Source organism: Stenotrophomonas sp. YJH_SMC_80 (assembly GCF_059372495.1).
This window is the reverse complement of the sequence record NZ_JCAFVP010000004.1, coordinates 293,244-307,655: the sequence shown is the minus strand read 5'-3', so window position 1 is coordinate 307,655 and position 14,412 is coordinate 293,244. Positions and strand designations below refer to the sequence as shown.

Below are 14,412 nucleotides of genomic sequence, written 5' to 3'. Positions count from 1 at the left end.
TCAGCAGAAAGCACGGCTGCAGGCTTGACCCGCCCCGCCATCGGCGTAGCATCTGCAGCAAGCCAAGGGACAGACCCGCGGCTGCCACAACGACATGAGGGATTCTCATGGAATTCGACTATCTCGTCTTCATCGGGCGATTCGAGCCCTTCCACAACGGCCACGCCGCCGTTGCCCGCCTGGCCCTGAGCCGGGCCCGCAAGCTGATCTTCCTGGTCGGCTCTGCCGATACCCCCCGCAGCCTGCGCAATCCCTGGACCGTGGCCGAACGCGCCGTGATGATCCAGGCCGCCCTCGATGGCCACACCGACCGTCTGCTGATCCGCCCGCTGCGTGACCACCTGTACAACGAAGCGCAGTGGATCGCCAACGTGCAGCGCCAGGTGGCTGAAGCCCTGCGCAACGACGGCGCCGCCGCCGATGCGAAGGTGGGCCTGATCGGCATGGACAAGGACGCGTCCAGCTACTACCTGCGCGAGTTCCCGCAGTGGCCGCTGGTGGACGTGCAGCACACCGCCACCCTGTCGGCCACCGAGCTGCGGCGCTACCTGTTCGAAGCCGGCGACGTCGACTTCCACGGTGCGCTGCTGATGCTGCGTGGCAATGTGCCGGGGCCGGTGTACGACATGCTTGAAGCGTTCCGCAAAAGCGCGCCTGCCTATGGCCAGCTGGTGGCCGAGTACCGCTTCATCGAACAGTACAAGGCCGCCTGGAAGGATGCGCCCTACGCGCCCACCTTCGTCACCACCGATGCGGTGGTGGTGCATTCAGGCCACGTGCTGCTGGTGCGTCGCCGCTCGGAACCCGGCAAGGGGCTGTGGGCGCTGCCCGGCGGCTTCGTCGGCCAGGAACAGAGCCTGCTCGACAGCTGCCTGCGCGAACTGCGCGAGGAAACCCGGCTGAAGATTCCACTGCCGGTGCTGAAGGGTTCGCTGAAGGGCCAGCAGGTCTTCGACCACCCCGACCGCAGCCAGCGCGGCCGCACCATCACCCACGGTTTCCACTTCGAATTCCCGGCCGGTGACCTGCCGCCTGTGCGCGGCGGCGACGACGCCGACAAGGCGCGCTGGATACCGGTGAGTGAAGCCCTGGACATGGGCCCGCAGCTGTTCGAAGACCACCTGCACATCCTGGAGTATTTCCTCGGCCGCGGCTGACAGGCCCGGCCTCCCCACTGGCGGATAGACCGCTGGTGTCACTCGACGCGAAGGAGCTTCCGTCATGCACTACCTCGATAATCTTCTCCTCAACACCGACAGCTACAAGGCCAGCCATTGGCTGCAGTACCCGCCGGGTACCGATGCCACGTTCTTCTACGTCGAATCACGTGGCGGCCTGCACGATCGCACGGTGTTCTTCGGCCTGCAGGCGATCCTCAAGGACGCGCTGGCACGACCGGTCACCCACGCCGACATCGACGACGCTGCTGCGGTATTCGCCGCACACGGCGAACCGTTCAACGAGGCCGGCTGGCGCGATATCGTCGACCGGCTTGGCGGCCACCTGCCGGTGCGCATCCGCGCCGTTCCCGAGGGCAGCGTGGTGCCCACCCACCAGGCACTGATGACCATCGAGTCGACCGATCCGGCTGCGTTCTGGGTGCCGTCGTACCTGGAAACGCTGCTGCTGCGCGTGTGGTATCCGGTCACCGTGGCCACCATCAGCTGGCACGCACGGCAGACCATCGCCGCGTTCCTGCAGCAGACCAGCGACGACCCGCAGGGGCAGCTGCCGTTCAAGCTGCACGACTTCGGCGCGCGCGGTGTATCGAGCCTGGAATCGGCCGCGTTGGGCGGTGCCGCGCACCTGGTCAACTTCCTCGGCACCGATACCGTGTCGGCGCTGTGCCTGGCACGCGCGCACTACCACGCGCCGATGGCCGGCTATTCGATTCCGGCCGCCGAGCACAGCACCATCACCAGTTGGGGCCGCGAACGCGAGGTGGACGCCTATCGCAACATGCTGCGCCAGTTCGGCAAGCCCGGTTCGATCGTGGCGGTGGTGTCGGACAGCTATGACATCTACCGCGCGATCAGCGAACACTGGGGCACCACCCTGCGCGATGACGTGATCGCGTCGGGCGCCACCCTGGTCATCCGTCCCGACTCGGGTGACCCGGTGGAGGTGGTGGCCGAAAGCCTGCGCCGGCTGGATGAAGCCTTCGGCCACGCGATCAACGGCAAGGGCTATCGCGTGCTCAACCACGTGCGGGTGATCCAGGGCGATGGCATCAATCCGGACACCATCCGCGCGATCCTGCAGCGCATCACCGACAACGGCTACGCCGCCGACAACGTGGCCTTCGGCATGGGCGGTGCGCTGCTGCAGCGGCTGGACCGCGATACGCAGAAGTTCGCGCTGAAGTGCTCGGCCGCACGGGTCGAGGGCGAGTGGATCGACGTCTATAAGGATCCGGTCACCGACGCCGGCAAGGCCAGCAAGCGTGGCCGCATGCGCCTGCTGCGCCGCCTGGACGATGGCAGCCTGCATACGGCGCCACTGCCGGCCAATGGCGACGACACCCTGCCGGACGGCTTCGAGGACGCAATGGTGACCGTGTGGGAGAACGGCCGCCTGCTGCACGACCAGCGGCTGGACGACATCCGCACGCGGGCGGCCGTGGGGCATTGAAGGTGCATCCCGACCGGGGTCGGATCCCGTTGCAGCGCATCGGGCTCTGCCCCCTGCGCTCTTGACCGGCGCCACCAACAGGTCCACCTTGCACACGCCGAAGGTATCCCTCCCATCGCTGCGGCGCGGGGAGGGATTTAAACGGGAATCCGGTGAAGGCGCCTCGCGCGTCCATTCCGGAGCTGCCCCGCAGCGGTGAATGGAAACGAATCCTGCCAACAGCACTGGGCTCGCGCCTGGGAAGCGGCGGGTAGTAGGTGGGCTGCGGCCCGTGTCCATCAGCCCGAATACCGGCCCCGGCCGGGGGACACGACCGTCCCCTGACTCGACCTGGAATCTCCGCGGGGAGGTTGCCGGGGCCGTCGTCGTCCTGCGCGTGCAGGCGGTGTGGCCGCGCGCGTCCTGTTCACGGTATCCGGCCAGACCCGTTCACCCACGCGCTGATGCATGGGCCACCGCCGTTGCCGGCGGTCCATGCGGTACCTGACGATGACCGAGCTCCAACGCCCCACCCTGACCCTGCCCGCCGACGGCAAGCGCCTGCTGCTGCATTCGTGCTGCGCGCCCTGTTCCGGCGAAGTGATGGAGGCGATCACCGCCTCCGGGATCGACTACGCGATCTTCTTCTACAACCCCAACATCCACCCGGTGAAGGAGTACGAGCTGCGCAAGCAGGAGAACATCCGCTTCGCCGAGCAGCACGGCATTCCCTTCATCGACTGCGACTACGACACCGACAACTGGTTCAGCCGTGCACGCGGCATGGAAAACGAGCCCGAGCGCGGCATCCGCTGCACGATGTGCTTCGACATGCGCTTCGAGCGCACTGCGCTGTACGCGCACGAGCACGGTTACGACACCATCAGTTCTTCGCTGGGCATCTCGCGCTGGAAGAACATGGCGCAGATCAACGACTGCGGCATCCGCGCCGCCTCGCGCTATGAAGGCCTGCAGTACTGGGACTACAACTGGCGCAAGGGCGGCGGTGCCAGCCGCATGATCGAGATCAGCAAGCGCGAGCAGTTCTACCAGCAGGAATACTGCGGCTGCGTGTACTCGCTGCGCGATGCCAACCGCCATCGCCGCGAGAATGGCCGCGAGCGGATCAAGATCGGCCTGTTGTACTACGGGCAGGACGCTGGGACGCCGCAGGACGATTGACGTGCAGGCATGGGGCGGCCACGCTGGTCGCCCCTTCTGTTGTACCGGGACTGCCATGACCGCCCTGCCCGCCGATGTCGCCCTGCTGGTGATCGACCTGCAGCCGGACTTCATGCCCGGTGGCGCCCTGGCCTGCGACCAGGGCGATGCGCTGGTGGCACCCATTGCCGATCTGCTGGCGCAGCGCCGCTACCGCACCGTGGTGGCAACACAGGACTGGCACCCGGCCGACCATGCCTCGTTCGCCAGCCAGCACCCCGGCCAGCGTCCGTTCGAGACCATCCTGCTGCATGCGCAGCCGCAGACCCTGTGGCCCGACCACTGCGTGCAGGGCAGCGCCGGTGCCGCCCTGCATCCGGGCGTGGACTGGACCGTGGCCGACCTGATCCTGCGCAAGGGCATGCGCCAACAGGTGGATTCGTACAGCGCCTTCCGCGAGAACCACGGCCCCGATGGCGAGCGCCCGGCCACCGGCCTGGCCGGCTGGCTGCATGAACGCCGCATCCGCGAAGTGCACGTATGCGGCCTGGCCCGTGACTACTGCGTGCTGTGGAGCGCGCAGGACGCGGTGAAGTCCGGCTTCCGGGTGAAGTTCCTGTGGGAGCTGACCCGGCCGGTGACCGAAGCCAATGACGCGATGGTGCGCGAGGCGCTGGGCAAGGCGGGGATCGCGATCGTCTGAGGCGTGACCGCCGGGCATGGCCCGGCGCTACCGCGCACGTCGCTTATGCCGCTTGCGCGCTCCTGCCCACAACAACACAATCGATTCATCCAGCCCCCTAACTACGCCCCCCTACAGATCGCGGGACGGCCGAACCGGGGGCTTTTCATTGGATGAAATCAGGATTCGGTAGTGCCGGCCGCTGGCCGGCAACCTCGGGATCTCTGCAGTTGCCGGCCAGCGGCCGGCACTACCGGATAGCAACCGTGGTAGCGCCGCGCCATGCCCGGCGGACGCGGGATGGGCGATTACCGGAATACCACCGTGCGATGCCCATTGAGCAGGATGCGGTGCTCCACATGGCGGCGAACCGCGCGTGCCAGCACCAGCGATTCGGTATCACTTCCCAGCCGCACCAGTTCACGCGGTGCCATCGCATGGTCCACGCGGGCCACGTCCTGTTCGATGATCGGGCCTTCGTCCAGGTCCTCGGTGACATAGTGCGCGGTGGCGCCGATGATCTTGACCCCACGCGCGTGTGCCTGGTGGTACGGCTGCGCGCCCTTGAAGCTGGGCAGGAAGCTGTGGTGGATGTTGATCGCACGGCCGGCCAGCGCGCGGCACAGCGTGGGTGACAGGATCTGCATGTAGCGCGCCAGCACCACCAGGTCGATGCGCTCGCGCTCGACCAGGTCGATGATCTGCTGCTCCTGCACCGCGCGTGTATCGGCGGTCACCGGCAGGTGGTGGAACGGCACCTGGTAGGACGCCGCCAGCGGCGCGAAGTCGGCGTGGTTGGACGCCACTGCTGCGATGTCCACCTTCAGCTGGCCGCTGTGGGCGCGGAACAGCAGGTCGTTGAGGCAATGCCCCTGTTTGCTGACCAGCACCAGCAGCCGCGCGCGGCGTCGGCCATCGTGCAGCTGCCAGTCCATGCCGAAGCCCTCGGCAAGCGTGGCCATGGCCGCGTGCACGGTTTCCAGCGGCAGGCCGGCATCGCGGTCGAAGTGCACGCGCAGGAAGAAGCGGCCACTCTCCTCATCGCCGAACTGCTGGGCGTCGAGGATGTTGCAGCCGTGGTCGAACAGCAGGCCGGACACGCGGTAGACGATGCCGGTGCGGTCGGGGCAGGACAGGGTAAGAATGGAATCGGGGCGCATCGCTACAGTGTAGGGCAGCGCCCTGCCCAGCGGCCGGATGATCACGGGTGCAACCGGCCTGCTTGGTTCAGTACCAAGCGATACTTGGACCTTCCCGTGGCAAGCTGGTCGGTCATGAACCTGTTGCAACTGATCCGCAGCTTCACCCGCACCGCAGAGACCGGCAGCATTGCCGCCGCGGCCCGCATCCTTGGCATCAGCGCCACCGCGGTCGGCCAGAACATCAACCGGCTGGAGGCCCATCTGGGCGTACGGTTGCTGAACCGGAGTACGCGGCAGCTGGCGCTCAGCGAGGCCGGCGCGCTGTACCTGGCGCAGGTGCGCCACATCGAAGCCGACCTGGCGCGCGCGCAGGCGATGGTCACCGCCGGTGACATCGAACCGGCCGGGCCGCTGCGCATCGCCAGCAGCAGCGCCTTCGGTCGCCACGTGCTTGCCCCCTTGTTGCCTTCACTGCAGCAGCTCTACCCACAACTGCAGCTGGAGCTGCGCCTGACCGACCGCGCCGTGCAGCATGGACCGGAAGCGGTGGATGCCAGCATCCGCATCGGGGCGCAGCTGGAGGATGGGGTGGTCGCGCGGCAGCTGGCGCGTGTTCCGTTCGTGTTCTGTGCCTCGCCGGCCTACCTGAAGGCGCACGGCACCCCGCAACAGCCTTCCGATCTGGGCGGTCATCGCGGGTTGCTGCACCGCTTCCCCACCGATGGCCGGCCATTGCGCTGGGGCCTGCTGAAGGACGGCCAGCGCGTGGACGCCGCGCTGCCACCGAGCATGGTCTGCGATGACATCGATGCGCTGGCGACGCTGGCGGCGGCCGGTGCCGGCATCACCCGGCTGGCCGCATTCGTGGCCGAGCCGTACCTGCGCGAGGGCCGCCTGCAGGCGGTGTTCGACGCCGACACCGCGTGGCGCCCGGAACCGATGGAGGTCTACTTCTGCGTCAGCGACCGCCGCGATTTCACCGCCAAGATCCGCGCGCTGTTCGAACACCTTCAGGCCGGCATCGCGCCGGCCTGGCGGGTGTGAGCCTCAGCGCGTCTTGAACACGCCGCGCGCATCGCGCGGCTCGCAGCGCAGGTACTGTGGCGCCGGTTCCACGCTGTCGCGCAATGCGGCAGCGGCATGCCACGGCCAGCGCGGGTCGTAGAGGATGCCGCGCGCCAGGGCCACGGCATCGGCGTGGCGATGGCGCAGGATCGATTCGGCCTGCTCGGGCTCGGTGATCATGCCCACGGCGATGACCGGCATGCGCACCTTGACCTTGATCGCTGCCGCGAACGGCACCTGGTAGCCCGGACCGACGGTGATCTTCTGGCGTTCGTCCAGGCCACCGCTGGAGACATGCAGGAAATTGCAGCCGCGCGCGTCCAGCACCTGGGCCAGCGCTTCGCTCTGCACCAGATCCCAGCCGCCATCGACCCAGTCGCTGGCGGAGATGCGCACGCCCACGGCGACCTTGTCCGAAACCGCCGCACGCACGGCGTCGAACACTTCCACCAGCAGGCGCAGGCGGTTCGGCAATGAGCCACCGTAGCCATCAGTGCGACGGTTGCTCAGCGGCGACAGGAACTGGTGCAGCAGGTAGCCGTGGGCGGCATGCAGCTCGATCAGCTCGAAGCCGAGGCGCTCGGCACGCACCGCACTGGCGGCGAAGGCGGCGATGACCTCGGCGATGCCGGCCTCGTCCAGTTCCTGCGGTGCCGGATCGGCGGCGTGGAACGGCAGCGGCGACGGCGCCACGGTGGCCCAGCCACGCGCATCGTCGGCCGGCAGCTGGCCACCGCCGTCCCAAGGGCGGTTCACCGAGGCCTTGCGACCGGCATGGCCGAGCTGGATGCCCAGCGGCATCGGCGACCAGCGGCGAACGCTGGCCAGTACCTGTGCCAACGCGGCCTCGGTGCCGTCATCCCAAAGGCCCAGGTCGGCCCAGCTGATGCGGCCACGCGGCTCGACCGCGGTGGCTTCCAGGATCAGCAGGCCGGCGCCGGATTGCGCGAGGTTGCCCAGGTGCATGGCATGCCAGTCGCTGGCGCGGCCGTCTTCGGCGGAGTACTGGCACATCGGCGCGACGACGATGCGGTTGGACAGGGTCAGGGGGCCGAACGAGATCGGCGAAAACAGCTGGCTCAAGACAGTGATGGACGACGTAGGGGATGCGTATTGCACCGCCGCACGGCTCCGGGATCAACCATCTGGATGGATCGCTGTTTCGCGGCGGCGGGTGGCCTGTAGAGTCGACTGACAGTCGACTCTACCCAGCCGATGGTTCGATAACCGACGCCAGCGCCTCAGCACAATCGCGTTCATCCTTGAACTGCAGCAGGTCGTCTGCACGGGTGCGGCCACGGTTCAACGCCGCCACCGGCAGTCCTGCTTTGGCCGCCGCCTGCACGAAGCGGAAGCCGGAATAGACCATCAGCGACGAGCCCACCACCAGCACGGCGTCGGCCTGCTGCAGGTGCTCGTGCACCGCCTCCACCCGCTCGCGGGGCACGTTTTCGCCGAAAAACACTACGTCCGGCTTCAACACCCCGCCGCAGTGCGGGCACCCGGGTACCACGAAGCTGGAGAAATCGGTCTCCAGGTCGGCGTCGCCATCAGGCGCGACGCCGGCCTCCAGCGCATCCCAGCCGGGGTTGGCGTCCAGCAGGCGCTGCTGGAAGTCCTCGCGGCCACTGCGGCGCTCGCAGCCCATGCAGCGCACCAGGTCCAGGCGGCCATGCAGGTCGATCACGTTACGGCTGCCGGCGCGCTGGTGCAGGCCGTCCACGTTCTGGGTCAGGAGCACCTGCAGCTTGCCACGGCTTTCCAGTGCGGCCAGGGCCTGGTGGGTACCATTGGGCCGGGCCAGGCCGAAGCGCGGCCAGCCCAGCAGGCTGCGCGCCCAGTAGCGCTGGCGGGTAGCCGTCTCGCCCATGAAGGCCTGGTAGGTCACCGGTGGCGTGCGTTTCCACTGGCCGTCGCTATCGCGGTAATCGGGAATGCCCGAGGCGGTGCTGCAGCCGGCGCCGGTCAGCACGAACAGGCGCTGGGCGCGGTCGATGAAGTCGGTCAGTGGCAGGCTCATGGCTGCCAGATGGGGGCGCTGCGGCGCCCCTGCAAGCGCCGGTCGGTTGGCCGGGTCAGGCCGCCGGCAGCGGCGGCACCGCGATCGGGTGGCCTTCCTCGTCCAGCGCGATCATCACGAAGTGGCCGCGGGTGCACAGCTTGCGCTCGCCGCTGTGCAGGTCTTCGGCGACCAGTTCCACCTCCACCTTCATCGAGCTGCGGCCGACTTCGACGATGCGGCCGATGGTTTCCACCATCTGGCCGATGCGGATCGGCAGTTTGAAGTCGACCTGGTCGCTGCGCGCGGTCACCACGGTACGGCGCGAGTAGCGGGCGGCGGCCAGGAACGCGGCCTTGTCCATCCACGCCAGTGCCTGGCCACCGAACAGGGTGCCGAGGTGGTTGGTGTGGTTGGGGAAGACGATTTCGGCCATGCGCACTTCGATGGGCGGCACGGTCTCGGGGATCGGGGTCATGGGGGAGCTTCGGTGTGGGGTGCTGCGGATTCTAAGCGACCGGCGTGACGGCCATCGGAATGCACGTGCAACGGTCACCCGGCAGCGGTGCCTGCGCAGGCCGCGCCTGCAGCAGGCGTTACACTGCTTCACGCCCACTGCCAGGACCTCCCATGCCCGCCACTTCCGACCTGCTGGCCTTTGCGCTGGTTTCGCTGGCCATGGTGCTCACGCCCGGGCCGAACATGATCTACGTCATCTCGCGCTCAATCTGCCAGGGGCCGATGGCGGGACTGATCTCGCTGGGCGGGGTGGCGCTGGGCTTCGTGTTCTACATGCTGTGCGCGGCACTGGGCATCACCGCCCTGCTGATGACCGTGCCGTTCGCCTACGACGCGCTGCGCATCGGTGGCGCGCTGTACCTGCTGTACCTGGCCTGGCAGGCGCTCAAGCCCGGTGGCCGTTCGCCGTTCGCGGTGCGCGAACTGCCGCAGGACAGCCCGCGCAAGCTGTTCACGATGGGATTCCTGACCAATCTGCTGAACCCGAAAGTGGCGGTGATGTACCTGTCGCTGCTGCCGCAGTTCCTGCACCCGGACAGCGAAGGCAGCGTGCTGATGCAGTCGATCGTGCTGGGCTCCACCCAGATCCTGGTCAGCGTCAGCGTGAACGGCATGATCGCGCTGACCGCCGGCAGCATCGCCGGCTTCCTGGCCGCACGCCCCACCTGGCAGATGGTGCAGCGCTGGCTGATGGGCACGGTGTTGGCCGGACTGGCGGTGCGCATGGCGGTGGAAGGGCGGCGCTGATCGCGGCGTGCCCTCCAGGCGATACGCCCGGCCCCGTAATCAGAACAGTTCAGCGTGGTAGAAGCTCGGTTGTGCCGACCAGGCCTTGATATCGCCACATTGCGGCACGCTGGTGTAGTACAGGCGGATGGGTATGGCGGAGACCTTCGCACTCATCAGCATGGCGTAGGTTGCCTTGCAGACCTCGGGCGGCATGCTGAAGTCGCCTTTGCTGACGATGTTGCAGACCGCGTGGATGGGCGAGACGGTGGTCGCCACGAACACCTTGCCGCTGGCATCGATGGAAACGTTGGTCACCTTGGAATCGCAGTTCGTGCCATGGGCGAGGGGCGGACAGGCGACCAGGACGGCGAACAATCCTCCCGTCCACCCACGAAACACGGTCCTGCGGGTTGCTGTTCCAGGCACTGCAGTCTCCATTGCGACCTCCAGGGTCCATTCAGTTGCGCCACCATGGCAGGACCACGCGCACGGGAACCCGGCGCTGGGATTGTCCACGCGTCATTCCTGCAGTGGCATCCCCTCTTCCTCCCCAGGCCCGGCATGGATGCGAAGCACCGCCACCACTGGCGTCCAGCGAGAATAGCTCATCCTTCTGATGCGCAACGAAAAACCCCGGCATTGGCCGGGGTTCTTCGTTGCGACAGGCCGGGCCGGTTCGATCAGAAGTTCATGTCGAAGGCGACTTCGCCCTGCACACCGACCTGGTAGGCCGAGACGCGGCGTTCGAAGAAGTTGGTCAGCTCCTGCACGTCCTGCAGTTCCATGAACGGCAGCGGGTTGCGCACGTTGTACTTCTTTTCCATGCCCAGCTTGGCGAAGTGCTGGTCGGCACAGTGCTGCAGGTACTGGCGCATGTCGCGGGTGGAGATGCCGGCCACGCCGCCGGACAGCACGTCCTCGGCGAACTGCACTTCGCATTCGATGGCTTCGGCCAGCATGTCGTAGACCTGCTGCTTCATCTCTTCGTCGAACAGGTCCGGTTCTTCCTCACGCACCACGCGCACCGACTCGAACGCGAACTCCATATGTGCGCTCTCGTCGCGGAACACCCAGTTGGTGCCCGAGGCCAGGCCCGGCAGCAGGCCGCGCGAACGGAAGTAGTACACGTAGGCGAAGGCCGCGAAGAAGAACAGGCCTTCGATGCAGGCGGCGAAGCAGATCTGGTTGAGCAGGAACTGGCGGCGCTGTTCGCGGGTCTCGATGCGGGTCAGGTTCTGGATCGAGTCGATCCACTTGAAGCAGAAATCGGCCTTCTTCTTGATCGAGTCGATGTTCTCCACCGCCGAGAACGCCTTGGCGCGCTCTTCCGGATCCGGCAGGTAGTTGTCGAGCAGGGTCAGGTAGAACTGCACGTGCAGCGCTTCTTCATACAGCTGGCGCGACAGGTACATGCGCGCTTCCGGCGCATTGAGATGCTGGTACAGGTTCAGCACCAGGTTGTTGGAGACGATCGAGTCGCCGGTGGCGAAGAACGCGACCAGGCGGTGGATCAGGTGGCGCTCGCCCGGCGACATCTTGCTGTGCAGGTCGGTGATGTCGATCTGGAAGTTGATCTCTTCCACCGTCCAGGTGTTCTTGATCGCGTTCCGGTACATGTCATAGAACTGCGGGTAGCGCATCGGGCGCAGGGTCAGTTCAAAACCGGGATCGAGCAGCATCTGCTTGGGCTTGTCGGCCATGGGTGTTTCCTTGAATTCCTGGGTGAGCCGCCGGGCGTGGCCCGGCGCTACCGTGGGTGTTTTTCCGCAGCCGAGCATCGCTCGGCTCTACAGGTGCGAGGTGTTCGAGTGCCGACCAACGGTCGGCACCCACCGCGCGGTGTGTTACTGGCAGGCCTCGCAGGCTTCCGGGTTTTCCAGCGAGCAGGCGATGGCTTCGTCCGGGCTGAATACCTTGGCCGGGGCCGCAGCGCTCACCGTGGTCTTGGCGATCTTGGTGGCCGGGCGCGAACGCAGGTAGTAGGTGGTCTTGATGCCCTGCTTCCAGGCGTACATGTACATGGAGGACATCGCGCCGATGTTCGGGCTTTCCATGAACAGGTTGAGCGAGGCCGACTGGTCGATGAAGGCGCCACGCTCGGCGGCCATGTCGATCAGCGAACGCATCGGCAGTTCCCACGCGGTGCGGTAGACCTCGCGCAGCGTTTCCGGAATCTGCGCCACGCCGGCGATGGAACCTTCGGCCAGCTTGATGGCATCGCGCATTTCCGGCGTCCACAGGCCCAGCTTCTTCAGCTCGTTCACCAGGTAACGGTTGACCTGCAGGAAGTCACCGGACAGGGTTTCGCGCTTGAACAGGTTGGACACCTGCGGCTCGACGCACTCGTAGCAGCCGGCGATCGAGGCGATGGTCGCGGTCGGTGCGATCGCGATCATCAGCGAATTGCGCAGGCCGTGTTCCTTGATGCGGGCGCGCAGGGCGTCCCAGCGTGCGGTGTCTTCCGGCACCACGTTCCAGGCGTCGAACTGCAGTTCGCCACTGGCGGCGCGGGTGTCGTTGAACGACGGGTGCTTGCCACGTTCCTGGGCCAGCTCGCAGGAGGTTTCCAGCGCGTGGAAGTAGATCGCTTCGGCAATCTTCTTCGACAGGGCGCGGGCTTCGGCGCTGTCGAACGGCAGGCGCTTGCGGAAGAACACGTCCTGCAGGCCCATGCAGCCCAGGCCGACCGGACGCCAGCGCAGGTTGGCGCGGCGGGCGGTTTCGATCGGGTAGAAGTTCAGGTCGATGACGCGGTCGAGCTGGCGCACGGCCAGGCGCACGGTCTCGGCCAGCTTCTCGAAATCGAACTCGTTGTGCTCGTCGAAGTGGTTGCCCAGGTTGATCGAACCCAGGTTGCACACCGCGGTTTCATCGTTGGAGGTGACTTCCAGGATTTCCGTGCACAGGTTGGACAGGTGGATCACGTTGCCCGGACGCAGGGTCTGGTTGCTGGCGCGGTTGCACTTGTCCTTGAAGGTCATCCAGCCGTTGCCGGTCTCGGCCAGCGTACGCATCATGCGGGCGTAAAGCTTGCGGGCAGAGATGGTGCGGTTGGCCTTGCCCTGGGCTTCGGCCTGCAGGTAGGCGGCCTCGAAGGCTTCGCCGAACAGGTCGGTGAACTCCGGCACGACGCGCGGATCGAACAGCGACCATTCCTGGTCGGCTTCGACGCGCTTCATGAACAGGTCCGGCACCCAGTTGGCCAGGTTCAGGTTGTGCGCGCGGCGGGCTTCGTCACCGGTGTTGTCACGCAGCTCGAGGAAGTCCTCGATGTCGGCGTGCCAGGTTTCCAGGTACACGCAGGCCGCGCCCTTGCGCTTGCCACCCTGGTTCACTGCGGCCACGGACGAATCCATGGTCTTCAGCCACGGCACGATGCCGTTGGAGTGGCCGTTGGTCGACTTGATGAGCGAACCACGCGAACGCACGCGGGTGTAGCTGACGCCGATGCCGCCGGAGAACTTCGACAGCTGGGCGATGTCGCCGTACTTGGAGTAGATCGACTCCAGCGAGTCCTGCGGCGAGTCCAGCAGGAAGCACGAGGACAGCTGCTCGTGGGTGGTGCCGGAATTGAACAGGGTCGGGCTGGACGGCAGGTAGTCCAGGTTGCCCATGCGCTTGTACAGCGCCAGGGTCTCGGACACGTCCTCGCTCAGCGCGCTGGCGATGCGCAGGAAGAACTGTTGCGGGGTCTCGATCACCTTGCGGGTGTGCGGGTGGCGCAGCAGGTAACGGTCGTACAGGGTACGCAGGCCGAAGTAATCGAAGTTCAGGTCCAGCGAGATGTCGATGGCGTCGTTGAGCTTGCGCGCGTTGGTCTGCACGAAGTTCAGCAGGCGGTCGTTGATCAGGCCGACTTCATGGCCACGGCTGACCGACTGCGAGAAGGCGTAGATTTCCTGGCCCGAGACTTCCTTGGCGATGTAGTTGGCCAGCAGGCGCGCAGCCAGGCGGCCGTACTCGGGCTCTTCACCGATCAGCAGGGCGGCGGTGCGGATGGACAGTTCGTCCAGCTCGCGGGTGGTGGCGCCGTTGTACAGGCCGGAAATGGTGCGGGTGGCCACGCGCATCGGATCGACGGCGTGCAGGCCTTCGGAGGAACGCTGCACCGCGCGCACGATCTTGTTCAGGTCCACCAGTTCGGTCGTGCCATTGCGCTTGGTCACACTCATCGCGTTGGCCGTCGGCGGCGACGTCAACAGGAATTCGCTTTCCTTCTCGATGGTGGCGCTGGATTCGGTGGTCACGGCGTGTGTCCTCTTGGCGTGATTGGTGGGTGCTCGATGCATCGGGTGACGCAGCCCGGGACATGACAGCCCAGGATGGCAGGACGGCGTCGCAGCGGATGAGACCCTGCGCCTGCCACTGCCGTTGACGATCGCGGATGGGTACCCGGGCATCCCTGGAATTGGGGTTGCTGCGACCGACGGCCACAAGATAGTGGGGGTGATGGGGCCCGTCAACGCCAAATGTAGTGAAATTCGGCAATCCCTTGCGCCGCAAGG

Annotated in this window: 13 protein-coding genes and 1 riboswitch; of the genes, 6 read left to right on the top strand and 7 right to left on the bottom strand. The window is 66.5% G+C overall.

The annotated features are described in order from the left end of the window. The first annotated feature begins 107 nt into the window (after positions 1-107). The 4 genes from AC5P99_RS09635 (at position 108) to pncA (ending at position 4,474) form a co-directional block, all read left to right on the top strand. Positions 108-1,157 carry a bifunctional nicotinamide-nucleotide adenylyltransferase/Nudix hydroxylase gene (locus tag AC5P99_RS09635; RefSeq protein ID WP_049449375.1) on the top strand — a complete coding sequence of 350 codons (1,050 nt, stop codon included), beginning with the start codon at positions 108-110 and terminating at the stop codon, positions 1,155-1,157. Positions 1,158-1,221: 64 nt separating this feature from the next. Beyond that, a complete protein-coding gene (locus AC5P99_RS09630; protein ID WP_049449373.1) occupies positions 1,222-2,631 on the top strand; it encodes a nicotinate phosphoribosyltransferase in 1,410 nt (469 codons plus the stop codon). Positions 2,632-2,714: 83 nt separating this feature from the next. After that, positions 2,715-2,944: riboswitch (cobalamin riboswitch) on the top strand. A 161-nt stretch (positions 2,945-3,105) separates the two neighbouring features. Further along, positions 3,106-3,792, top strand: coding sequence for an epoxyqueuosine reductase QueH (locus tag AC5P99_RS09625; protein ID WP_005407678.1), 687 nt, complete (start codon positions 3,106-3,108; stop codon positions 3,790-3,792). 55 nt (positions 3,793-3,847) lie between these two features. Next, on the top strand, positions 3,848-4,474 hold the full coding sequence (gene pncA, locus AC5P99_RS09620) for a bifunctional nicotinamidase/pyrazinamidase (RefSeq protein ID WP_108269914.1): 627 nt from the start codon (positions 3,848-3,850) through the stop codon (positions 4,472-4,474). A 287-nt stretch (positions 4,475-4,761) separates the two neighbouring features. Here pncA and purU read toward each other — a convergent pair whose 3' ends face one another. After that, a complete protein-coding gene (gene purU, locus AC5P99_RS09615) occupies positions 4,762-5,613 on the bottom strand; it encodes a formyltetrahydrofolate deformylase (RefSeq protein WP_005411937.1) in 852 nt (283 codons plus the stop codon). Between the two features lie 114 nt (positions 5,614-5,727). Between purU and AC5P99_RS09610 the strand changes: the two genes are divergently transcribed. After that, on the top strand, positions 5,728-6,639 hold the full coding sequence (locus AC5P99_RS09610) for a LysR family transcriptional regulator (RefSeq protein ID WP_049449369.1): 912 nt from the start codon (positions 5,728-5,730) through the stop codon (positions 6,637-6,639). 3 nt (positions 6,640-6,642) lie between these two features. On the opposite strand, the gene AC5P99_RS09605 is transcribed toward AC5P99_RS09610, so the two are convergent. The 3 genes from AC5P99_RS09605 to AC5P99_RS09595 form a co-directional block, all read right to left on the bottom strand. Beyond that, entirely contained in the window at positions 6,643-7,743 is a 1,101-nt protein-coding gene (locus AC5P99_RS09605; protein ID WP_285309757.1) for an NADH:flavin oxidoreductase/NADH oxidase, read from the bottom strand. Positions 7,744-7,864: 121 nt separating this feature from the next. Beyond that, positions 7,865-8,680, bottom strand: a complete 816-nt coding sequence (locus tag AC5P99_RS09600) for an NAD-dependent protein deacetylase (RefSeq protein ID WP_049449367.1) — start codon at positions 8,678-8,680, stop codon at positions 7,865-7,867. 55 nt (positions 8,681-8,735) lie between these two features. Further along, entirely contained in the window at positions 8,736-9,137 is a 402-nt protein-coding gene (locus AC5P99_RS09595) for an acyl-CoA thioesterase (RefSeq protein WP_005407672.1), read from the bottom strand. A 152-nt stretch (positions 9,138-9,289) separates the two neighbouring features. Here AC5P99_RS09595 and AC5P99_RS09590 point away from each other — a divergent pair, with 152 nt between their 5' ends. Next, positions 9,290-9,925, top strand: a complete 636-nt coding sequence (locus AC5P99_RS09590) for a LysE family translocator (RefSeq protein ID WP_005407671.1) — start codon at positions 9,290-9,292, stop codon at positions 9,923-9,925. Positions 9,926-9,964: 39 nt separating this feature from the next. Here AC5P99_RS09590 and AC5P99_RS09585 read toward each other — a convergent pair whose 3' ends face one another. The 3 genes from AC5P99_RS09585 to AC5P99_RS09575 form a co-directional block, all read right to left on the bottom strand. Then, positions 9,965-10,222, bottom strand: coding sequence for a hypothetical protein (locus AC5P99_RS09585; RefSeq protein WP_005411932.1), 258 nt, complete (start codon positions 10,220-10,222; stop codon positions 9,965-9,967). A 365-nt stretch (positions 10,223-10,587) separates the two neighbouring features. Then, positions 10,588-11,607: a ribonucleotide-diphosphate reductase subunit beta gene (locus AC5P99_RS09580; RefSeq protein ID WP_049449365.1), complete on the bottom strand. Its 1,020-nt coding sequence runs from the start codon at positions 11,605-11,607 to the stop codon at positions 10,588-10,590. 144 nt (positions 11,608-11,751) lie between these two features. Further along, positions 11,752-14,154, bottom strand: a complete 2,403-nt coding sequence (locus tag AC5P99_RS09575; RefSeq protein WP_005407668.1) for a ribonucleoside-diphosphate reductase subunit alpha — start codon at positions 14,152-14,154, stop codon at positions 11,752-11,754. Positions 14,155-14,412 lie beyond the last annotated feature (258 nt).

Coding starts and splice junctions, on each gene's coding strand:
- AC5P99_RS09635 (WP_049449375.1), top strand. CDS start 108: ATGGAATTCGACTATCTCGTCTTCATCGGGCGATTCGAGCCCTTCCAC.
- AC5P99_RS09625 (WP_005407678.1), top strand. CDS start 3,106: ATGCGGTACCTGACGATGACCGAGCTCCAACGCCCCACCCTGACCCTG.
- purU (WP_005411937.1), bottom strand. CDS start 5,613: ATGCGCCCCGATTCCATTCTTACCCTGTCCTGCCCCGACCGCACCGGC.
- AC5P99_RS09580 (WP_049449365.1), bottom strand. CDS start 11,607: ATGGCCGACAAGCCCAAGCAGATGCTGCTCGATCCCGGTTTTGAACTG.
- AC5P99_RS09600 (WP_049449367.1), bottom strand. CDS start 8,680: ATGAGCCTGCCACTGACCGACTTCATCGACCGCGCCCAGCGCCTGTTC.
- AC5P99_RS09590 (WP_005407671.1), top strand. CDS start 9,290: ATGCCCGCCACTTCCGACCTGCTGGCCTTTGCGCTGGTTTCGCTGGCC.
- AC5P99_RS09630 (WP_049449373.1), top strand. CDS start 1,222: ATGCACTACCTCGATAATCTTCTCCTCAACACCGACAGCTACAAGGCC.
- AC5P99_RS09595 (WP_005407672.1), bottom strand. CDS start 9,137: ATGACCCCGATCCCCGAGACCGTGCCGCCCATCGAAGTGCGCATGGCC.
- pncA (WP_108269914.1), top strand. CDS start 3,848: ATGACCGCCCTGCCCGCCGATGTCGCCCTGCTGGTGATCGACCTGCAG.
- AC5P99_RS09610 (WP_049449369.1), top strand. CDS start 5,728: ATGAACCTGTTGCAACTGATCCGCAGCTTCACCCGCACCGCAGAGACC.